The sequence below is a fragment of the Nocardia sp. CA-145437 genome, from assembly GCF_050956485.1.
In the GTDB taxonomy this organism is placed as follows: Bacteria; Actinomycetota; Actinomycetes; order Mycobacteriales; family Mycobacteriaceae; genus Nocardia.
Genome location: NZ_CP191204.1, coordinates 7,357,248 through 7,376,910 on the forward strand (window position 1 = coordinate 7,357,248; position 19,663 = coordinate 7,376,910).

The following is a 19,663-nucleotide window of genomic DNA, read 5'->3' on the forward strand; positions in this document are numbered from 1 at the left end:
ACTCAAAGATCGCGAAGGTGTGCATGTTTCACGGGAAACATCGCTTCGTCAGTGACGCTTCGAGGGCGGGGTCCCACGACCCCCGGCTTTGCGCTCAGCACTCGCCGCTTTGCGTTCCGCACTGCCTGCTTTGCGCTCCGCGCGACGCTCGGCGCGGGCCAGCCGCTCCGCGCTGATGACGAAGGTGGGCGTCTCGAGTACTCCCACACCGCATTCCAGAACCTCGGCGTGACCCGCACCCGCCTTGGTGAGCTCGTCGCGATCGCGCTCGAGTTCCTCGGCGGCGCTGATTCCCTTGAGGGCCAACATTCGTCCGTGCTCGTGCACCAGCGGCATGGACCATCCCGCGAGCTTCGCCAGGGGAGCGACCGCACGGGAGGTGACGATGTCCGCGCCGCCCGCCTCCTTCTTCACGCCCGCCTGCTCGGCGCGGCCGCGCACGATGACGATATTGTCCAGTCCCGCCTCGGCCGCGAACTCGGCGAGGAAGACGGTCCGGCGAAGCAGCGGCTCCACCAATGTGATCCGGAGATCGGGCCGGGCGATGGCGAGCGGGATGCCGGGGAGCCCCGCGCCACTGCCGATGTCGACCACGCGCGCGCCGGGCGCGATGAGGTCACCGATCACCGCGCAGTTGAGGATGTGGCGATCCCAGAGCCGGGGAACCTCGCGGGGGCCGATCAGTCCGCGCTCCACACCCGCGGTCGCGAGCGCGGTGTAGTACTGCCGGGCCTTGTCGAGCCGATCGCCGAAAACGACCGCGGCGGCGGCCGGGGGATCGACCGGACCCGGAGCGGTCATCTCGGTGTCTGGTTCCACGTGAAACATCCTTCCGGGGGGACGACTGTAGCTAAAAGAGTAGGGCCCCCGGGTTTCCGAAACCCGGGGGCCCTACCGCTGCGATCCGCGTGTCAGGCGGGGAGTACCACCACGTGACGATTCGGCTCGACACCCTCACTCTCGCTCACGACACCGTCGATCGCGGCCACGGCGTCGTGCACGATCTTGCGCTCGAACGGAGTCATGGGGGAGAGCGCCTCACGCTCGCCGGTTTCCAGCACGCGCTTGCCGGCCTCGGCGCCGAGCGCACTCAGCTCCGAACGACGCGCGGCCCGCCAGCCCGCCACATCCAGCATGAGCCGACTGCGGATGCCGGTCGCCTGCTGCACGGCCAGCCGGGTCAGCTCCTGGAGCGCGTCCAGCACCTCGCCCCGGCGGCCGACCAGCTTCGCCAGATCCTTGCCGCCGTCGATGCTCACGATGGCCCGGTCGCCCTCGACATCGAGGTCGATATCGCCGTCGAAGTCGAGGACATCCAGCAACTGCTCGAGGTAGTCGCCGGCGATCTCGCCCTCTTCGATGAGCGCTTCCTCGGAGTCGCTCGCGGCGCCCGGTGCGGCCGTCGCTGACGTCACAGTGGGATCCCCTCCGTCGGTTTCAACAGTCATGGTTGTTTCCTTCATCTGGAGTTGTAAGTCTCAGCGACGCCGCTTCTGGTTGGCGCGGCCACGGTTGCCCGACCGCTTCTTTCCGGTGGTGGGCTTGGCGCCGGCGGCCGGCTTGGCGGGCGCGGGGTTCACACCATTCTGCGACGCGTCCTCGGCATCGGTCACGGCGTCCTCGATCTTGGTGCCGGACTGCTTCTTGCGGACGTCCACCGGCTTCGCGCCCGGCTTCGGGGCGTTCTGCGCGCGTCGCTCGAGGGCGGCCTGCTTCTTCTCCTCTTCCTCTTTTTCGATCTTGCCGAAAACGAGGTGCTGCTGACCGTAGGTCCAGATGTTGTTGGAGACCCAGTAGATCAGGATGGCGACGGGCAGGAACGGACCACCGACGAGCACGCCGAGCGGGAACACGTAGAGCGCCAGCTTGTTCATCATGGCGGCCTGCGGGTTGGCCGCGGCCTCCGCCGACTGCCGGGCCACCGAGGCGCGGGCGTTCATATGGGTCGCGATACCGGCGATCACCATGAGCGGGATCGAGACCAGCGCGATGACCAGCTTGCTCGGCACACCGCCGTAATCGGCGAAGGACTCCAGGACCTTCGCCGGCTCGGTGATGTACGCCGACAGGGGAGCGCCGAAGAGCCGTGCGGTCAGGAAGGACTGGACGTCGGCCGCGGAGAAGATGTAGTTCGGGGTGTGGGCGTTGTCGTAGGGCGACATGCCCAGCTGCCCGATTCCGGTGCCGGTGCGGTTGAACGACCGCAGCACGTGGAACAGACCCAGGAACACCGGAACCTGCAGCAGCACCGGCAGACAGCCCATGAGCGGGTTGAAGCCGTGTTCCTTCTGCAGCTTCTGCATCTCGACCGTCATCTGCTGGCGGTCGTTCTTGTACTTCTTCTGCAGCTCCTTGATCTGGGGCTGCAGCTCCTGCATCTGCCGGGTGGTGCGGACCTGCTTCACGAACGGCTTGTAGAGCACCAGCCGCAACGTGAACACCAGGAACACCACGGCCAGAGCCCAGGCGAATCCGCTGTTCTTGCCCAGCACATACCCGAATGCCTGGTGCCAGAACCACAAAATGGCCGACACCGGGTAATAGATGAAGTCGAGCACGGCGCTATGCACTCCCGTCGTTCGTATCGCCGGTCACCGCGGGCGATGATCCTTCGTAAGCTGATGCCGCGCGCCGGTGCTTACGCTCCGGAACGGGGTCCCACCCACCAGGGTGCCAGGGCGCACATTTCGCCAGACGGACGGCTGCCAGTCCGAGTCCGACGAACAGTCCGCGGGTGCGCAACGCCGTCACCGCGTACTCACTGCACGTGGGAGTGAATCGGCACACCGGCATACGGGTGGGGGAGATATAGGTCCGATACAGCTCGATGAGGAATATCAGAGCTTTGGCCGGTAATCCGGCAGCCGCGCGCAGCGCGCCCGCAGAAGAATGCGGCGCGTTCATGCGAGGGGGCCGAGCTTGCGCAGCCCGCTGTGCAACTGGCGCAGCAGTTCTTCGGAGGGCGCGTCGGCGGCACCCGGGAGGGCGCGAATGACAACATCTGCGCCGCCGGGCAATTCGGCCGTCAGGCTTGCGCAGATATGACGCAGGCGGCGGGCCACCCGGTGGCGTACCACCGCCGGACCCACCGCCTTGCTGACGATCAAGCCGAAACGCGGACCGCCCACCCGGATGGCCGGGGTCGATCCGTTCGCTTGATCGTCGTGTAGCAGTACGTGCACAACGAGGTCCCGTCTCCCGATCCGCCGGCCCTGGCGCACCGTCCGGGAAAAGTCGGTGCGCCGGTGCAGCCGGTAGGGCTCAGGCAGCACCTGAGCGTCCAGCGGAGTGCGGGCGGATGGGGGACCGGAGACCGGACGGCGAGTCGCTCATACGACGCCGCATCCGGGGTTACCGAATCAGGCGGTCAGCTTGGCGCGGCCCTTGCCACGACGAGCCGACACGATGGCGCGACCCGCACGGGTCCGCATCCGGAGACGGAAGCCGTGGACGCGCGCCCGACGACGGTTGTTCGGCTGGAACGTCCGCTTGCCCTTGGCCACGGTCAACACTCCTCTAGGTGGTGGACGTCCGGTGACGTCCGAAGCTGTTCGGTGAAACGGTGCTCTCGACGGACGGGAGTCCCTCGGCGCAATACCCTTGTCGGCACGGGCAGCAGACAGCCGCCACCGCACCATAGGGTGACTGTAGAAGGGTACTTACCCCCTGGACGAGGGTCAAACTCGGGGGTCGAGGCCCGATTTCGCGGGACTGGATCGATCGTTCCGCGTGGCGTTCGGGGACGGTTCGTGTCGGAGCGCCGGTGTCGTGTACGGTCCTTCCCAGTCCCTTCCGGTGACCGCGGACGGCCTCGTCCTCCGCCCCGCGAGCGGTATTGCCAGCTGGTAGCTGTGAAGCCGCAGGTACGCGCCGGATCCGAGGAATCAGACACGCGGACGCGTGTATCCCCAGGTTGTCCACATCTGTGGATAATTGTGTGGAAATACCCCTGGAGTGGCATATTCGTAGGGCCGACGGTACCCGCCGACGCCCGGTGACTGGGGGAGCCGAGCAGCGCAACCGTCTGCTCCAATCGACCTACATCCGGGGAGGACTACGTTCGTGGACGACGAGCAGAATGTGCTGACGGCTGTCTGGCCGGAGGTGATCGCCGAATTGGCGAGTGGCTCCGCGGATGGGGAGATCCAGCCGGTCAGCAAGGCTCACAAGGCGTGGCTCAACACTATCGAACCGATCACCTTCGCGCAGGGGTTCGCCCTGCTCTCGGTGCCCGGCACGATGGCGCAGGTGACGGTCGAACGCGACTTGCGGGAGCTCATTCTGCGCTCGCTCGCCCGCCGCGGACTCCAGGTCGAGGGTCTGGGCGTGCGCATCCGCGCGCAGCAGAATCCCCCCGCCGGACGGTCCGCGAACGCGCCCCGGCACGCCCGCATGACCTCCCGCCCGGAGCGTCCCCGCGAGCCCGAACCGACGCCCCCGGCGTACGCGCCCGAACCGCCGATGACCGAGCGTCCACAGCCCTCGTACCAGTCCCAGCCGGAGTACGCGCCGCGCTACCTACCTCCCCAGGACTACCCGGGCGAGTACGACGAGCGCGAGGCTTATCCACCTGTGGAATACGGGCAGCCGCCAATGGCCGAGGAGTTGCCGCCCGTCACCGCCGACCGTCCGACCGCGCCCGAGCGGCCGTTGCCGGGCGGTGAACCGGCCGTCGCGCCCCTGGGCCAGCGGCCCGACCGGCGGCGGGACAACCATCGCGGCGCGCCCATGCCGCCGGGACAGGAGTCCCTGTTCTCCCCGGACCCCGAGGACGAACCGGTCCGGTCCGCCCCGCAGCGCTATGCCGACGAACCCACGCCGCAGCGCTACTCGGACGAACCGTCTCCCCAGCGCTATGCCGAGGAACCCGCGTCCCAGCGCTACTCGGACGAACCGTCTCCCCAGCGCTATGCCGAGGAACCCGCGTCCCAGCGCTACGCCGACGAACCGTCCCCGCAGCGATATGTGGACGAGCCCGCGCAGCAACGGTATTCCGACGAGCCCGCCCCGCAGCGTTATGCCGACGAACCGGCGGCCCGCTACGAGGAGCCCGCGCCGCGCTACTCCGAGGAACCGGCCGCGCGCCGTCCGGTGGACGAGCCGCACGACGACGAGCCGGTGGTCAATGTCCGCAATTCGTGGCCGACCTACTTCAACCGGTCGCCCGAGCGGGAGCCCGCGCCCGCGCCGTCCTCGGCCAGCCTGAACGCGAAGTACACCTTCGACACTTTCGTCATCGGCGCGTCCAATCGCTTCGCGCACGCCGCGGCGGTGGCCATCGCGGAGGCGCCGGCGCGCGCCTACAACCCGCTGTTCGTTTGGGGCGCTTCGGGTTTGGGCAAGACGCACCTGTTGCACGCGGCGGGCCACTACGCGCAGCGGCTGTTCCCGGGCATGCGGGTGAAGTACGTGTCCACCGAGGAATTCACCAACGACTTCATCAACTCGCTGCGTGACGACCGGAAGGTGGCGTTCAAGCGCCGCTACCGGGAGACCGACATCCTGCTGGTGGACGACATCCAGTTCATCGAGGGCAAGGAAGGCATCCAGGAGGAGTTCTTCCACACCTTCAACACCCTGCACAACGCGAACAAGCAGATCGTGGTGTCCTCCGACCGGCCGCCGAAGCAGCTGGCGACGCTGGAGGAGCGGCTGCGGACGCGGTTCGAGTGGGGTCTGATCACCGATGTGCAGCCGCCGGAGCTGGAGACCCGCATCGCGATCCTGCGCAAGAAGGCGCGCATGGACCGCCTGGACGTGCCGCACGACGTGCTCGAACTGATCGCCAGCCGGGTGGAGCGCAATATCCGGGAGCTGGAGGGCGCGCTGATCCGCGTCACCGCGTTCGCGTCGCTGAACGGGCAGCCGCTGGATCTGTCGCTGGCCGAGGTGGTGCTGCGGGATCTGATGCCCGACACCGCGACGCTGGAGATCACGGCGGCCACGATCATGGCCGTGACCGCGGAGTACTTCAACACCACGCTGGAAGAACTGACCGGTCCGGGTAAGGCGCGGCCGCTGGCGCAGGCCCGGCAGATCGCCATGTACCTGTGCCGTGAGCTCACCGACCTCTCCCTGCCCAAGATCGGCCAGGCCTTCGGACGCGACCACACCACGGTCATGTACGCGGAGAAGAAGGTGCGCAAGGAGATGACCGAGCGGCGCCGTGTGTACGACCAGGTTCAAGAACTCACAGCCCGAATTAAACAGCGTTCGCGCTGATCCACAGTCCACAGGACCCCACGTCGTCTGACGTGGGGTTCTGTGCTTTCCGGGGTTGTGGATTCCTCGAGGAGTCCTCGAGGAAAGGGTGTGGAGTCCTCGAGGAATCCCACTGTTGTCCACGGGGTTGCGCACAGGTCGCTACTCACAGCGGTGCACAGGTGTTGATCCACAGATCCCACAGGTGAATTCATCCTCGAGGGCTGAGCTGCGCGGATGGGGTTTTCGGCTTGTGGATTCCTCGAGGAGTCCCTGTCAGGTCCTCGAGGAATCCACGGGGTAGTCCCCGGTTCCATCCTCATGTGGGTATCCCTGCCCGATTCGGGGGAGCAACTCGAGGATCACTCGAGGATGGCTGGGGAGTTCCCGGGTGACTCCACAAGCACCGGCTGTTCATCCTCGAGCCACCCCAACGACATCCCCACGCCGCCGCCCGGTCGGACCTGCGGAAACAGGCGAAGTCCACAGAACTAACAGGACCTACTACTACTTCAGTTCTTCATCTAGAGAAGGTTCTTCTAAAACAGGGTGTGTGGAAACTCGGGTTGGGAGGGCACGGTGCGTTGGGCAGCTCCTCCACACCCGATCGGGAGGCAGGGAGGAGAAGGGAGAGGGACCGGTCTTCAGCCGAGGGCTCGGTGGGGTCGGGGCAAAGGCTCGGTGGGTCGGCGTAGGCGGGTCGGTCTCGCGCAGGTACGGTTTGGTGTCGGCCCCGTGTGCGAGACTGCCGATTACCGTTTCGAGATCCGAACGACCCCCAGTGGAGAGGACAGACCGGGCGATGGAGCTTGCAAGCATGAAGTTTCGGGTCGCTCGCGAGGACTTCGCCGAATCCGTAGCCTGGGTGGCCCGCAGCCTGCCGTCGCGGCCTCCGGTGCCCGTGCTCGGTGGCGTACTCCTCGTGGCTGACGAGGACGGCCTGACGGTCTCCGGTTTCGATTACGAGGTCTCCGCGCAGATGCGGGTGGCCGCCGAGGTCGCCGGTCCGGGCCAGGTGCTGGTGTCGGGCCGCCTGCTGGCCGATATCACCAAGGCGCTGTCCAACAAGCCGGTGGACGTGTCGGTGGACGGCACTCGCGTGCTGATCGCCTGTGGCAGTGCCAAGTTCTCGCTGCCGACCATGCCCGTCGAGGACTATCCCCAGCTTCCCGAGCTCCCGCCGCAGACCGGTGAGCTCGCCGTGGATCTGTTCTCCGAGGCCGTCTCCCAGGTGGCCGTGGCCGCCGGCCGTGACGACACCCTCCCCATGCTCACCGGCATCCGTGTGGAGATCGAGGGCCCGAAGGTGGTCCTGGCCGCCACGGACCGTTTCCGGCTCGCTGTGCGCGAATTGGAGTGGCAGCCGGGCCGTGCGGATGTGGAGACCGCGGTCCTGGTCCCGGCTCGCACCCTGTCCGAGTCCGCGAAGACCCTCGGTGCCTCCGATCAGCCGGTGCAGCTGGCGTTCGGCACCGGCACCGACGGCCTGCTGGGCATCGTGAACGGCGGCCGCCGCACCACCACCCGCCTGCTCGACGCGGAATTCCCCAAGTTCCGCCAGTTGCTCCCCAAGGAGCACACCTCGCTCGCGACCATCGCGGTGAGCGCGCTGACCGAGGCCATCAAGCGTGTGGCCCTGGTGGCCGAGCGCGGCGCCCAGGTGCGGCTGGAGTTCTCCGAGGAGGGTTTGCTGCTCTCCGCCGGTGGCGACGACGCCGGTCGCGCCGAGGAGTGGCTGGTCGCCGATTTCCGCGGTGAGCCGCTGACCATCGCCTTCAACCCCGGCTACCTGCTCGACGGCCTCTCCGCAGCGCATTCGGACCGGGTGACCTTCGGCTTCACCACGCCCAGCCGTCCGGCGGTGTTCCTGCCTGCGCCGGAGGAGGAGCCCGCGCAGCTGGAGTCGGGCTCCTTCGCGGCGCTGGCCGGAAGCTACATCTACCTGTTGATGCCGGTGCGGTTGCCGGGCTGAGCAGGTTTGGCGACCCATCGCTTCGGAGCGAACGACACACCTGTGCACAGTGTTGACAAACCTGTGAAAAACGCGGGGACGGTGGGCTGACCGGATGTACGTGCGTGCGCTGTCACTGCGCGATTTCCGGTCCTGGGAGGCCGCCGAACTCGAACTTTCGCCCGGTGGAACGGTTTTCCTGGGGTCCAACGGGAACGGCAAGACCAACCTGATCGAGGCCATCGGATATTTGTCCACACTCGGCTCACATCGGGTGTCCGCCGATGCTCCGCTCATCCGGATCGGCGCGCAGAAGGCCCGGATCGGCGCGACGGTGGTGAACACCGGCCGCGAGCTGCGGGTGGATATGGAGCTGAATCAGGGCACGGCCAATCGCGCCCAGATCAATCGTTCTCCGGTGCGGCGGCCGAGGGAGATCCTGGGGATTCTGCAGACGGTGTTGTTCGCTCCCGAGGATCTGTCGCTGGTGCGCGGGGATCCGGGGGAGCGGCGGCGGTTCCTGGACGAGCTGGCCACGGCCCGGCTGCCGCGCCTGGCCGGGGTGCGCGCGGATTACGAGAAGGTGCTGCGGCAGCGGTCGGCCCTGTTGAAAACGGCTGGGCGCAATGCCCGTTCGGGGGCGCGGGGCGCGGAGATGAGCACCCTCGATGTGTGGGACGGGCATCTGGCGGCGCACGGCGCGGTGCTGCTCGCGCATCGGCTGCGACTTGTCCACGACCTTTATCCACATCTTGCACAGGCTTATTCAGATATCGCGCCCGAGTCCCGGCCGGCGTCGATCGGCTATCGCAGTGCGAGTCTGCCGCCGGAATTGCTGGATTCCGCGCGTTCTCCACAGGACGATGACGAGGAGGCGCTCGAGGCGATCCTGTTGCGGGAGTTGGCCGCCGCGCGTCCCAAGGAGCTGGAGCGCGGGGTGTGCCTGGTCGGTCCGCACCGTGACGAACTGGATCTGATGCTGGGGTCCGCGCCGGCCAAGGGTTTCGCCAGTCACGGCGAGTCCTGGTCTTTCGCCTTGGCTCTGCGGCTCGGGGCGTTCGAGTTGTTGCGGTCCGCCGGAACCGATCCGGTGCTGATCCTCGATGACGTTTTCGCCGAACTGGATCGCCGCCGTCGGAGCGCGCTGGCTCGGGTGGCCGCGGGCGCGGAGCAGGTGTTGATCACCGCGGCGGTGCCCGAGGACGTGCCGCCCGAACTCGATGCCGCGCCGCAACGCGTGGAGACGACCGGGGAGGCGGATCGGCGGGCCTCCCGGATCGCGGAGTGAGATTGTCCGAGTGCGTCGGCCGTGGGAATCGCCGAGCGGTCGGTGGCATGCGGCAGAATCACGTGACGAACCGAGGGTGATCATCCGGATTCCCAGGTGTGGAAGGAGTTGTGGATGGCCGAGTCGCCGGAAACCGACGACCACACCCCGCGCGGGGGTGCGACCGGACCGGGCGCCGAACCGGAGTTGCGTGGAGTCGATCTGGCTCGGCGCGCGCTCGAGGAGGCGCGGGCCGCGGCCCGCGCGGCCGGGAAGTCGGTGGGGCAGGGGCGGGCCTCGCCGGCCGCGCCGCGCAAGGGCGGCATCCGGGCATTGCGGCGGCGCAGCAGTTGGTCGGGCGCGCACCCCGACGATCGGGATCCGCAGACCTTCGCGTCCCTGGCCATGCAGTTGGCGAAGGGCCGGGGCTGGTCGGCCAAGGTCGCCGAGGGCACGGTGTTCGGCCGGTGGGCGAGCGTGGTGGGGGAGGACATCGCCTCCCATGCCCAGCCGATCTCGCTGGAGAACGGCGTGTTGAGCATTCAGGCCGAGTCCACAGCCTGGGCCACTCAGCTACGCATGTTCCAGTCCCAGATCCTGGCGAAGATCGCGGCGGCGGTCGGGAACGGCGTGGTCAAACAGCTGAAGATCAATGGTCCGACCGCGCCGAGCTGGCGCAAGGGCGAGCGGCACATCAAGGGCCGCGGCCCCCGCGACACCTACGGGTAGGCCGCTGCCACCGGGGTCCGGGCCGCGAATCCCGGCGTCCGCGCGCTGGTTTCACGTGGAACGTTCGGAGATCACGACGAACCCTCGCGCAAACGCCCGCGTGTCCGCTGGCGCATCGACCGCTGAGGCTCCCGGAACCGCCCAGACCCATAACGGGTCATATCGCTGGTCGATTTCATGACCGTACGGCCCACCCAGGGGTGTCATAGGTGGGTTCTCTGTCGGTCGTACCAGTAGGATGAGGGAGTAACTAGCGGCGATACCTCCCGGCGCGTTCCGTAGCGCCCGCGCGTGGGCCCCCGTAACTCTCGAGCAGACAGTGTTCCGGAGCTCGGGCAGACAGTGTCTGTGGGCCTCACGCGTGCGACCGCACTGTGCCGGGAGGATCAGCAAGTAAGGAGAGCTACCGACCAGTGGCTGCCATGGACTCCAACGCAGACGGCTCGACCCAGCCCAAGTCAGGCAAGCCGACGTCGTACGGTGCCGACTCCATCACCGTCCTCGAGGGCCTCGAGGCGGTTCGCAAGCGCCCCGGTATGTACATCGGTTCCACCGGTGAGCGCGGCCTGCACCACCTGATCTGGGAGGTCGTCGACAACTCGGTCGACGAGGCGATGGCCGGATACGCCTCGCGGGTCGATGTCACCCTGCTGGCCGACGGCGGCGTCGAGGTCGTCGACGACGGCCGCGGTATCCCGGTCGCGATGCACGCTCAGGGTGTGCCCACCATCGAGGTGGTCATGACCCAGCTGCACGCGGGCGGCAAGTTCGACGGCGAATCGTATGCGGTGTCGGGTGGTCTGCACGGCGTCGGCATCTCGGTGGTGAACGCGCTGTCCACCCGGCTGCAGGCCGATGTGGACACCGACGGGTTCCACTGGACCCAGGAGTACAAGGACTCCAAGCCGGGCAAGCTGGTCCAGGGCAGTCCGACCAAGCGCACCGGTACCACCATCAAGTTCTGGCCGGACCCGGACATCTTCGAGACCACCACCTTCAGCTTCGAGACGGTCGCGCGCCGTCTGCAGGAGATGGCGTTCCTGAACAAGGGCCTGACCATCACGCTGACCGATCAGCGGGTGTCCGAGGGCGATGTCACCGACGAGGTGGTCAGCGAGACCGCCGAGGCGCCCAAGCATGTCGACGAGAACACCCCGGCCGCCGAGCCGAAGGTGAAGACCCGCACCTATCACTACCCGGGCGGGCTCGAGGACTACGTCAAGCACATCAACCGGACCAAGACGCCGATCCACAACTCGATCGTGGCGTTCACCGGTAAGGGCACCGGCCACGAGGTCGAGGTCGCGATGCAGTGGAACTCGGGCTACTCCGAGTCCGTCCACACCTTCGCCAACACCATCAACACCCATGAGGGCGGTACCCACGAGGAGGGCTTCCGCGCGGCGCTCACCACGGTGGTGAACAAGTACGCGAAGGACAAGAAGCTCCTCAAGGAGAAGGAAGGCAACCTCACCGGTGACGACATCCGTGAGGGTCTCGCCGCCATCGTGAGCGTGAAGATCGCCGACCCGCAGTTCGAGGGCCAGACCAAGACCAAGCTCGGCAACACCGAGGTGAAGTCCTTCGTCCAGCGCACCTGCAACGAGCACATCTCGCACTGGTTCGAGGCGAATCCGGCCGACGCGAAGACGATTGTGCAGAAGGCGGTTTCGTCGGCGCAGGCCCGCGTCGCCGCCCGTAAGGCGCGAGAGCTGGTGCGGCGCAAGTCCGCCACCGATCTGGGCGGCCTGCCGGGCAAGCTGGCCGACTGCCGTTCCAAGGACCCGAGCAAGTCCGAGATCTACATCGTGGAGGGCGACTCCGCCGGTGGCTCGGCCAAGTCCGGCCGCGACTCGATGTACCAGGCGATCCTGCCGCTGCGCGGCAAGATCATCAATGTCGAGAAGGCGCGCATCGACCGCGTGCTGAAGAACACCGAAGTGCAGTCCATCATCACCGCGTTCGGCACCGGCATCCACGACGAGTTCGATATCGCCAAGCTGCGCTATCACAAGATCGTGCTGATGGCCGACGCCGACGTGGACGGCCAGCACATCTCGACCCTGCTGCTCACCCTGCTGTTCCGCTTCATGCGCCCGCTGGTCGAGCACGGTCACGTATATCTGGCCATGCCGCCGCTGTACAAGCTGAAGTGGCAGCGTTCCGAGCCGGAGTTCGCCTACTCCGATCGCGAGCGCGACGGGCTGCTCGAGCGCGGCCTGGCGGCCGGTAAGAAGATCAACAAGGACGATGGCATCCAGCGCTACAAGGGTCTCGGTGAGATGAACCCGAAGGAGCTGTGGGAGACCACCATGGATCCGAGCGTGCGGGTCCTGCGCCTGGTCACCCTCGATGACGCCGCCGCGGCCGATGAGCTGTTCTCCATCCTGATGGGTGAGGACGTGGAGGCTCGCCGCAGCTTCATCACTCGGAACGCCAAGGACGTCCGGTTCCTCGACGTGTAATTCGCGACGGCGGAGGCCCTGTCGGGTCTCCGCCGCGCGCCGCGAGGACCACCCACCACTTCTGACGGAGACCAATTCATGACTGAGACTTCGCTTCCGCCCTCGGGTGGCGACCGCATCGAGCCGGTCGACATCCAGCAGGAGATGCAGAACTCCTACATCGATTACGCCATGAGCGTGATCGTCGGCCGCGCGCTGCCGGAGGTGCGCGACGGCATGAAGCCGGTGCACCGGCGCATCCTGTACGCGATGTACGACAACGGGTATCGGCCCGACCGCGGTTACGTGAAGTCCGCCCGCCCGGTCGCCGACACCATGGGTAACTATCACCCGCACGGTGACACCGCCATCTACGACACCCTGGTGCGTATGGCGCAGCCGTGGGCGCTGCGGTATCCGCTGGTCGACGGCCAGGGCAACTTCGGTTCGCGCGGTAATGACGGTGCGGCCGCCATGCGTTACACGGAGTGCCGCCTGACGCCGCTGGCGATGGAGATGCTGCGCGAGATCGACCACGAGACGGTCGATTTCGTCCCGAACTACGACGGTAAGACGCAGGAGCCGACCGTCCTGCCGAGCCGGGTGCCCGCCCTGCTCATGAACGGTTCCAACGGCATTGCCGTCGGTATGGCGACGAATATCCCGCCGCACAACCTGACCGAGCTGGCCGACGCCATCTACTGGGCGCTGGACAATCACGACGCGGACGAGGAGGCCACTCTCGCCGCGTGCATCGAGCGGGTGAAGGGTCCGGACTTCCCGACCGCGGGCCTGATCGTGGGCACCCAGGGCATCCACGACGCCTACACCACCGGCCGCGGTTCGGTCCGGATGCGCGGTGTCGTGGAGATCGAGGAGGACAGCCGCGGTCGCACCACGATCGTCATCACCGAGCTGCCGTACCAGGTCAATACCGACAACTTCATCAATGCCATCGCGGAGCAGGTGAAGGACGGCAAGATCGCGGGTGTCTCCGACATCCACGACGAGTCCTCCGACCGTGTCGGTATGCGCATCGTGGTGACCGTGAAGCGCGACGCCATCGCCAAGGTGGTGCTGAACAACCTCTACAAGCACACCCAGTTGCAGACCTCCTTCGGCTGCAACATGCTGTCGATCGTCGACAAGGTGCCGCGCACGCTGCGCCTGGATCAGATGATCCGGCTGTACGTGAACCACCAGTTGGAAGTCATCGTCCGGCGCACCCGCTACCTGCTGCGCAAGGCGGAGGAGCGGGCTCACATCCTGCGCGGTCTGGTGAAGGCGCTGGATCAGCTGGACAAGGTCATCGCCTTGATCCGCCGCTCGGCGGACACCGAGACCGCGCGCACCGGCCTGATGCAGTTGCTGGAGATCGACGAGATCCAGGCGACCGCCATCCTCGACATGCAGCTGCGTCGCCTGTCGGCTCTGGAGCGGCAGAAGATCCTCGACGAGTTGGCCAAGATCGAGGCCGAGATCGCCGATTTGAACGACATTCTGGCCAAGCCGGAGCGGCAGCGCGCCATCGTCCGTGACGAATTGGCGGAGATCGTCGACAAGTACGGCGACGACCGCCGCACCAAGATCATCGCGGCTGACGGCGACGTGCAGGACGAGGACCTGATCGCCCGCGAGGACGTGGTCGTGACGATCACCGAGACCGGCTACGCCAAACGCACCAAGACCGACCTCTACCGCTCGCAGAAGCGCGGCGGCAAGGGCGTGCAGGGCGCGGGTCTCAAGCAGGACGACATCGTCAAGCACTTCTTCGTCACCTCGACCCACGACTGGCTGCTGTTCTTCACCAACAAGGGCCGGGTGTACCGGGCCAAGGCGTACGAGCTGCCCGAGGCCAACCGCACCGCGCGCGGCCAGCACGTGGCGAACCTGCTGGCCTTCCAGCCGGACGAGAAGATCGCCCAGGTCATCCAGCTGAAGTCGTACGAGGACGCGCCGTATCTGGTGCTGGCCACCCGCAAGGGCCTGGTCAAGAAGTCCAAGCTGACCGACTTCGACTCGAACCGGACCGGCGGCATCGTGGCGGTCAATCTGCGCGACGAGGACGAATTGGTCGGTGCCGCACTGTGTTCGGCCGACGACGACCTGCTGCTCGTCTCCGCGCACGGCCAGTCGATCCGCTTCAACGCCAATGACGAGGTGCTGCGCCCGATGGGCCGCGCGACCTCCGGCGTGCAGGGCATGCGCTTCAACGCCGACGACGAACTGTTGTCGCTCAACGTGGTTCGCGACGCGGAGGGCATCTATCTGCTTGTCGCGACGGCGGGCGGGTACTCCAAGCGCACGGCCATCGACGAGTACACCGCGCAGGGTCGTGGCGGCAAGGGTGTGCTGACGATTCAGTACGACGAGAAGCGTGGCAGTCTGGTCGGTGCGCTCATTGTCAATGACGACGACGAGCTGTACGCGATCACCTCGGGCGGCGGTGTCATTCGCACACTGGCGCACCAGGTTCGTAAAGCGGGTCGTCAAACCAAGGGCGTCCGGTTGATGAACCTGGGTGAGGGCGATACTTTGCTCGCGATCGCTAGGAACGCGGATGAGCCTGACCAGGTTGCCGAAGACGACACCAGCGGTTCGGCGAAGCAGTAGTTTCTCCACAGCAGCGGCGGCACAACGGATCGAAGGATTCACCATTGACCACGAATCAGCCGAATGACCAGCGAGGTCACGCCAACGGCGTGACCGAGAGAATCGCCCCGTCCCCGATTCCGCCGCGTCCTATTCCGCGGCCGGGTGCGCAGGACGGTGGAACGCCGCAGAATTCCGAATTGCCGGATAAGTCCGGTGATTCGGCCACCGAGGCCCCCGCGGCCGCAGCGGCGCCCGCCGCTCCCGAGGCGGCGGACGGGCAGGGTGGTTCGCCCTTCCAGGAGGGCTGGTCGCAGCTGCCGCAGCGGGAGCCGCAGTCCAACCTGTACCGTCCGGGCCAGTCCCCGGCGGCGGGCCGGCCGGGGACCAACCCGAGCCTCGGCGGTGGCGGCCTGCAGGGCGGCGGCCTGAACGCCGGTGTCTCCAATGCCCGCACCACCGCCGACCTGGCGGCCAAGGCGGCGCGCAAGGAGGCGGCCATGGTGAAGTCCGTCGGCATCGACGGACCGACCCGCAGCATCGCCCGCCCGGAACTGGTCAAGGATCTGCCGGATCTGTCCGAGCTGCGGCACCCGCTGCCGCCGCCGGACCCGATCGCGCCGGCCGGTCCGGTGTCGCCGTCCGCCCCCGCGGCGGTGGCGCAGGCCGCGGCCACCGGTGAGCCGCTGCGCGCCACCGTGCAGCTGCGCCACATCGACCCGTGGTCCACGCTGAAGATCTCGCTGGTGATCAGCGTGGCCATGTTCTTCGTGTGGATGCTGGCGGTCGGCCTGCTGTACCTGGTGCTGGAGGGTATGGGCGTCTGGGAGCGCCTGAACTCCACCTTCACCGACATGGTCTCGGACAACTCCAGCTCGGCGCTCATCGACGCGGGCACGGTCTTCGGCTACGCCGGGGTGATCGGCCTGATCAATGTGGTGCTGCTGACCGCGCTGTCCACGGTCGGGGTGTTCGTCTACAACCAGTGCACCGATCTGGTCGGCGGCATCCAGGTCACCCTGTCCGATCCGGACTAGGAAACCGCTGTTTCGATCCGCCCGCGACGGCCGGTCAGCCTTGCTTCCGCAAGCCGCTGACCGGCCGTTTTGGTTATCGGCGCCGACGTACGGTAATCTTCTGCCTCGTTCGAGTCACACACTTCGAACACCCACTAAGGGCCTATAGCTCAGGCGGTTAGAGCGCTTCGCTGATAACGAAGAGGTCGGAGGTTCAAGTCCTCCTAGGCCCACCCACAGGTAAAGAACGAACTGCCTTCCCAGGGGCCTTAGCTCAATTGGCAGAGCACTGCCTTTGCAAGGCAGGGGTTAGGGGTTCGATTCCCCTAGGCTCCACTCTTATCAGTGCAGTTCCGGGGGTGTTTTTCACTCCCCGGTCTGTTCCTGTCCACACCCTGTGTCCACAAGGTGGATAATCTGGGGATCGGTCCATCTGGAATCTGACGGGATTTCGGCGACGACCCGCAAAGGTTCGCCATGCCCCGTGCACGTTCCGCCACGCTCACCCGTCCCGCGAAGAAGCCGACGACCCCGCGCCCCCGCCGGCGGTCTGACAACACGATCGGCTACCAGGTCCGCTACCGCATCACCATCGCTGGTGCGCGCAAACAGTCCTCGAAGGTGTTCGACGACTGGAAATCCGCTGAGCGATTCGCCAAGCACATCGACGCATTCGGCGTCGAGCGCGCCCTCGAGATCCTCGAGGCCACCCTCGCGGCTACGCAGACAATCACGATCGGCGAGTACCTGCGTGAGTACGCCAACGGGTTGACCGGAATCGAGGAGGAGACCCGCAAGCGGTATCTCCGGTTCTGCGAGAACGACATTGACCCGTTCATGGGCGCACTCCCGATCGACGCGTATACCGAGCAGCTCGACGCGGCGTGGGTCGACTGGCTCTCGAACGAGCGCGGCAACGCCCCGAAAACCGTGGTGAATAAGCATGGTTTCGTCTCCGCCGGTATGGCCGCCGCCGCGCGCCGCAAGCCTGAGCCGCTGGTGCCGTCCAACCCGTGCGCGTACACGCGGCTGCCGCGCGTGCAGGGTCGCAAGCGCGACTACCTGACCCCGGTCGAATACGAGCTGCTCGAGGCGGTGCTCTGGCCGAAGTACCGGCCGATGCTGGAATTCCTGGTGATGAGCATGTGCCGCCCGGGCGAGGTGTTCGCGCTCACCGTGGGCGATATCGACCCTGAGACGGGCGCGGTGTCGATTACGAAGGCGTGGAAGTATGCCGGGGGGAAGCGCAAGCTCGGGCCGCCGAAATCCTCACGGGGCGTGCGCATCGCGTACGTGCCGCTCGAAACGATCGCACGTCTCGATCTCGATCGGCCGCGCGATGAGTTGCTGTTTCCGACCGGCGCCGGAACCGCATTCACCGTCGTCGGGTTCTACGAGCAAATCTGGCTGCCCGCGTTGCGCCGCCTCGAGGCGCTGGCGAACGTGGCCGAGCCCGGGCACGACGACGCCGGGCACAACCTGTTTGGCCGTATCGCGCACTGGCAAGGTGAGTCCGCCGAGCAGCTGCTCGCGCGGTTCGGCCGCGGCACCGTCGAGCGCATGCTCGAGAAGTGGCTCGTCCCGTACATCACGCGCCACACCGGCATTTCGTGGCGGTTGCAGGACGGCGTACCGATCTGGGTCGTATCCCGCGACGCCGGGCACGAGTCGACCAGCACCACCGACAAGGCATACGGGCACATCGACGCCCGCGCCTCGCTGGCCGCGGCCGAGCAGGTCGCCGGACGCCTGCCCACGCTGCGCCGCAACGTGATCGAGCTCGACCTCGTACGCCGTCGCCGACAGGTTCGCGCCGGGGACCTCGGCGAAATCGACCAGGTCGACACCAACGTATTCGAGGCGGTCTGGCTCTCGGCCGAGGGCGAGGTGCGCTCGCAGGTGTTCGCCACCTACGAGGCCGCCGTCGACCACGTCGCCTACTACGAGGCGGGCGAACCGCTCGCCGCCTGACCACCGAACCCCCGGACCGCAATGCGGCCCGGGGGTTTTCCATTTCATCGCCTGCCGTGACAGGAAACGAAATCAAAATGTCCGCTGGTACAGATCATGTTTGCCAATTCCCTATCGGTGCCGCGGTGTGCGGCGAACCGGTGCCGCCGCGCCCCGGGCCGGGCCGTCCGCGAATCTATTGCAGCGACCCGACACACAATGCGGTGAACCGGCACCGGATCGAGCAGCGCCGCGCGAAGGCCCGCGCCGCGGCCGAGCAACCGCCCGCCACGGTGGCCGAGCGGGTTTCGTCGCTCGTCGACGCCGTCGCCCGGATCGAGCGGCTCAAGGGGCAACTCGTCGCCGAGCTGGCCGACGCCGAGCAGCTCGTCGCCGACCTCGCCGACAGCGAGCAGCACCTCGCCGACCTCGATCGGGTCGAAACGCTGGCGCTTGCTCGTGTGCGCCAGGCCGAAGCCGACCGCGACGCCGCGCTCGCGCTGCGCGAGATTGCCGACCACGACGCCACCGAGACCCGCGCGCAGCTCGTCTCGGTGCGCGTCGAGGCCGCGGACACGGTCTCGCGGATGCGCGCGGAATTCGATCAGCAGATTGCCCGGGTGGCCGCGGTCGCCGACGCCGAAATCGAGAGGGCCACTACGGCGAAGACGCTCGCCGCGGACCGGCCGCGCCGCCGCGTCTCGGCGGTCTAGTCCACGTCGGCGTCGTCGCTGCGCTGTGCTGCGGTGAGGAATCCGAACATCGCCAGCAGCAGCAACCCGGGAATTCCCCACACGGCCATGATCAGCGGGAAATTCGACTCGAGGGCGGCGCTGTCCACGATGAGGAATGCGGCTCCGGTGATCGAAATCCCGATGCCGCATATCCCGATGCCGAGCATGACGCCAGTAACGAGGCGTGGCGCTTCGGGGTCGGGGAGGCTGATCAGGGCCGCGGTGGTGACGATCAGACCGCCGGTGAACGCCCACGCCAGATAGAGCCAGGTGAGGGCCACTGTGCCGGTGTCGTGCAGGTGCATCATGTCGTCGACCTCAACGCGAGATACATCGCCGAGGAACCAGAACGACCACGCGGCAAGGGTCGCAACGAGATTGGCGGCCGTCCACAGGTGCACCGCGGCATCCTCGTACGTCCGCCCGGCGAGGCGCACCCGCCGATGAGCGTCGAGCAGGTGCTCGAGTCGGTCTCGGACTCGTGGGTGTTCGACGATCACCGGCAGACTCAGCGCGCCCAGCGCCCACCATGCCGCCCCGGCGAGCAGCACATGCCAGAGATCGGTGAGGTTGGCGGCTGTAGCGATATGCGGATCGATTGCCTTGTCGACGACGCTGAGGCGAACGACGAACGCCACCGCGATTGCTGCGAGTCCAAGAGTGAGCAGCGGGACACGGCGACCACGAACAGAAATCACGCGGCCCAGCACGACCGCGACCAGAGGAACCAGACCGACGAGCATGAAACGGATGGTACGAGTACCCGCCGACAACCGGGC

General features: G+C 67.0%; 16 protein-coding genes and 2 tRNA genes. 11 read left to right on the top strand and 7 right to left on the bottom strand.

Annotation, left to right across the window (positions count from 1 at the left end):
* Positions 1 to 48: 48 nt before the first annotated feature.
* The 6 genes from rsmG to rpmH form a co-directional block, all read right to left on the bottom strand.
* On the bottom strand, positions 49 to 828 hold the full coding sequence (rsmG, locus tag ACQPYY_RS34030) for a 16S rRNA (guanine(527)-N(7))-methyltransferase RsmG (RefSeq protein WP_357088507.1): 780 nt from the start codon (positions 826 to 828) through the stop codon (positions 49 to 51).
* Between the two features lie 83 nt (positions 829 to 911).
* Entirely contained in the window at positions 912 to 1,448 is a 537-nt protein-coding gene (locus ACQPYY_RS34035; RefSeq protein ID WP_379102980.1) for a protein jag, read from the bottom strand.
* A 30-nt stretch (positions 1,449 to 1,478) separates the two neighbouring features.
* Positions 1,479 to 2,558: a membrane protein insertase YidC gene (gene yidC / locus ACQPYY_RS34040; protein ID WP_379103745.1), complete on the bottom strand. Its 1,080-nt coding sequence runs from the start codon at positions 2,556 to 2,558 to the stop codon at positions 1,479 to 1,481.
* Positions 2,559 to 2,562: 4 nt separating this feature from the next.
* Positions 2,563 to 2,904, bottom strand: a complete 342-nt coding sequence (gene yidD / locus ACQPYY_RS34045) for a membrane protein insertion efficiency factor YidD (RefSeq protein WP_357274901.1) — start codon at positions 2,902 to 2,904, stop codon at positions 2,563 to 2,565.
* A complete protein-coding gene (gene rnpA, locus ACQPYY_RS34050; RefSeq protein WP_379102983.1) occupies positions 2,901 to 3,272 on the bottom strand; it encodes a ribonuclease P protein component in 372 nt (123 codons plus the stop codon). The genes yidD and rnpA overlap by 4 nt, the downstream gene beginning before the upstream one ends.
* Before the next feature lie 87 nt (positions 3,273 to 3,359).
* Entirely contained in the window at positions 3,360 to 3,503 is a 144-nt protein-coding gene (rpmH, locus tag ACQPYY_RS34055; RefSeq protein WP_033085250.1) for a 50S ribosomal protein L34, read from the bottom strand.
* Between the two features lie 559 nt (positions 3,504 to 4,062).
* On the opposite strand from rpmH, the gene dnaA reads away from it, so the two are divergent.
* From dnaA to ACQPYY_RS34110, 11 genes are all read left to right on the top strand, one after another.
* Positions 4,063 to 6,222: a chromosomal replication initiator protein DnaA gene (gene dnaA / locus ACQPYY_RS34060; RefSeq protein ID WP_433592276.1), complete on the top strand. Its 2,160-nt coding sequence runs from the start codon at positions 4,063 to 4,065 to the stop codon at positions 6,220 to 6,222.
* A gap of 781 nt (positions 6,223 to 7,003) precedes the next feature.
* Positions 7,004 to 8,173 carry a DNA polymerase III subunit beta gene (gene dnaN / locus ACQPYY_RS34065; protein ID WP_433592277.1) on the top strand — a complete coding sequence of 390 codons (1,170 nt, stop codon included), beginning with the start codon at positions 7,004 to 7,006 and terminating at the stop codon, positions 8,171 to 8,173.
* Positions 8,174 to 8,267: 94 nt separating this feature from the next.
* Positions 8,268 to 9,440: a DNA replication/repair protein RecF gene (recF, locus tag ACQPYY_RS34070; RefSeq protein WP_357274910.1), complete on the top strand. Its 1,173-nt coding sequence runs from the start codon at positions 8,268 to 8,270 to the stop codon at positions 9,438 to 9,440.
* Positions 9,441 to 9,554: 114 nt separating this feature from the next.
* Complete coding sequence (locus tag ACQPYY_RS34075) at positions 9,555 to 10,148, top strand: DUF721 family protein (RefSeq protein ID WP_379102990.1); 594 nt, start codon at positions 9,555 to 9,557, stop codon at positions 10,146 to 10,148.
* Positions 10,149 to 10,570: 422 nt separating this feature from the next.
* On the top strand, positions 10,571 to 12,613 hold the full coding sequence (gene gyrB / locus ACQPYY_RS34080) for a DNA topoisomerase (ATP-hydrolyzing) subunit B (RefSeq protein WP_379102993.1): 2,043 nt from the start codon (positions 10,571 to 10,573) through the stop codon (positions 12,611 to 12,613).
* Positions 12,614 to 12,691: 78 nt separating this feature from the next.
* Positions 12,692 to 15,205 (top strand): DNA gyrase subunit A, encoded by a 2,514-nt coding sequence (gene gyrA / locus ACQPYY_RS34085; RefSeq protein ID WP_433592278.1) that lies wholly within the window; start codon positions 12,692 to 12,694, stop codon positions 15,203 to 15,205.
* A 44-nt stretch (positions 15,206 to 15,249) separates the two neighbouring features.
* Positions 15,250 to 16,221 (top strand): DUF3566 domain-containing protein, encoded by a 972-nt coding sequence (locus ACQPYY_RS34090; protein WP_433592279.1) that lies wholly within the window; start codon positions 15,250 to 15,252, stop codon positions 16,219 to 16,221.
* A 138-nt stretch (positions 16,222 to 16,359) separates the two neighbouring features.
* A tRNA-Ile gene (locus ACQPYY_RS34095) sits at positions 16,360 to 16,433 on the top strand.
* A 30-nt stretch (positions 16,434 to 16,463) separates the two neighbouring features.
* A tRNA-Ala gene (locus ACQPYY_RS34100) sits at positions 16,464 to 16,536 on the top strand.
* 285 nt (positions 16,537 to 16,821) lie between these two features.
* Positions 16,822 to 18,171, top strand: coding sequence for a tyrosine-type recombinase/integrase (locus tag ACQPYY_RS34105; RefSeq protein WP_433592280.1), 1,350 nt, complete (start codon positions 16,822 to 16,824; stop codon positions 18,169 to 18,171).
* A 56-nt stretch (positions 18,172 to 18,227) separates the two neighbouring features.
* Complete coding sequence (locus ACQPYY_RS34110) at positions 18,228 to 18,863, top strand: hypothetical protein (RefSeq protein WP_433592281.1); 636 nt, start codon at positions 18,228 to 18,230, stop codon at positions 18,861 to 18,863.
* Here the strand turns inward: ACQPYY_RS34110 and ACQPYY_RS34115 are convergent.
* A complete protein-coding gene (locus ACQPYY_RS34115; protein WP_433592282.1) occupies positions 18,860 to 19,627 on the bottom strand; it encodes a hypothetical protein in 768 nt (255 codons plus the stop codon). The two genes, ACQPYY_RS34110 and ACQPYY_RS34115, sit on opposite strands and share 4 nt — an antisense overlap.
* Positions 19,628 to 19,663: the final 36 nt, after the last annotated feature.

Coding starts and splice junctions, on each gene's coding strand:
- rsmG (WP_357088507.1), bottom strand. CDS start 828: ATGTTTCACGTGGAACCAGACACCGAGATGACCGCTCCGGGTCCGGTC.
- recF (WP_357274910.1), top strand. CDS start 8,268: ATGTACGTGCGTGCGCTGTCACTGCGCGATTTCCGGTCCTGGGAGGCC.
- ACQPYY_RS34115 (WP_433592282.1), bottom strand. CDS start 19,627: ATGCTCGTCGGTCTGGTTCCTCTGGTCGCGGTCGTGCTGGGCCGCGTG.
- gyrA (WP_433592278.1), top strand. CDS start 12,692: ATGACTGAGACTTCGCTTCCGCCCTCGGGTGGCGACCGCATCGAGCCG.
- ACQPYY_RS34075 (WP_379102990.1), top strand. CDS start 9,555: ATGGCCGAGTCGCCGGAAACCGACGACCACACCCCGCGCGGGGGTGCG.
- dnaN (WP_433592277.1), top strand. CDS start 7,004: ATGGAGCTTGCAAGCATGAAGTTTCGGGTCGCTCGCGAGGACTTCGCC.
- gyrB (WP_379102993.1), top strand. CDS start 10,571: ATGGACTCCAACGCAGACGGCTCGACCCAGCCCAAGTCAGGCAAGCCG.
- ACQPYY_RS34035 (WP_379102980.1), bottom strand. CDS start 1,448: ATGACTGTTGAAACCGACGGAGGGGATCCCACTGTGACGTCAGCGACG.
- yidD (WP_357274901.1), bottom strand. CDS start 2,904: ATGAACGCGCCGCATTCTTCTGCGGGCGCGCTGCGCGCGGCTGCCGGA.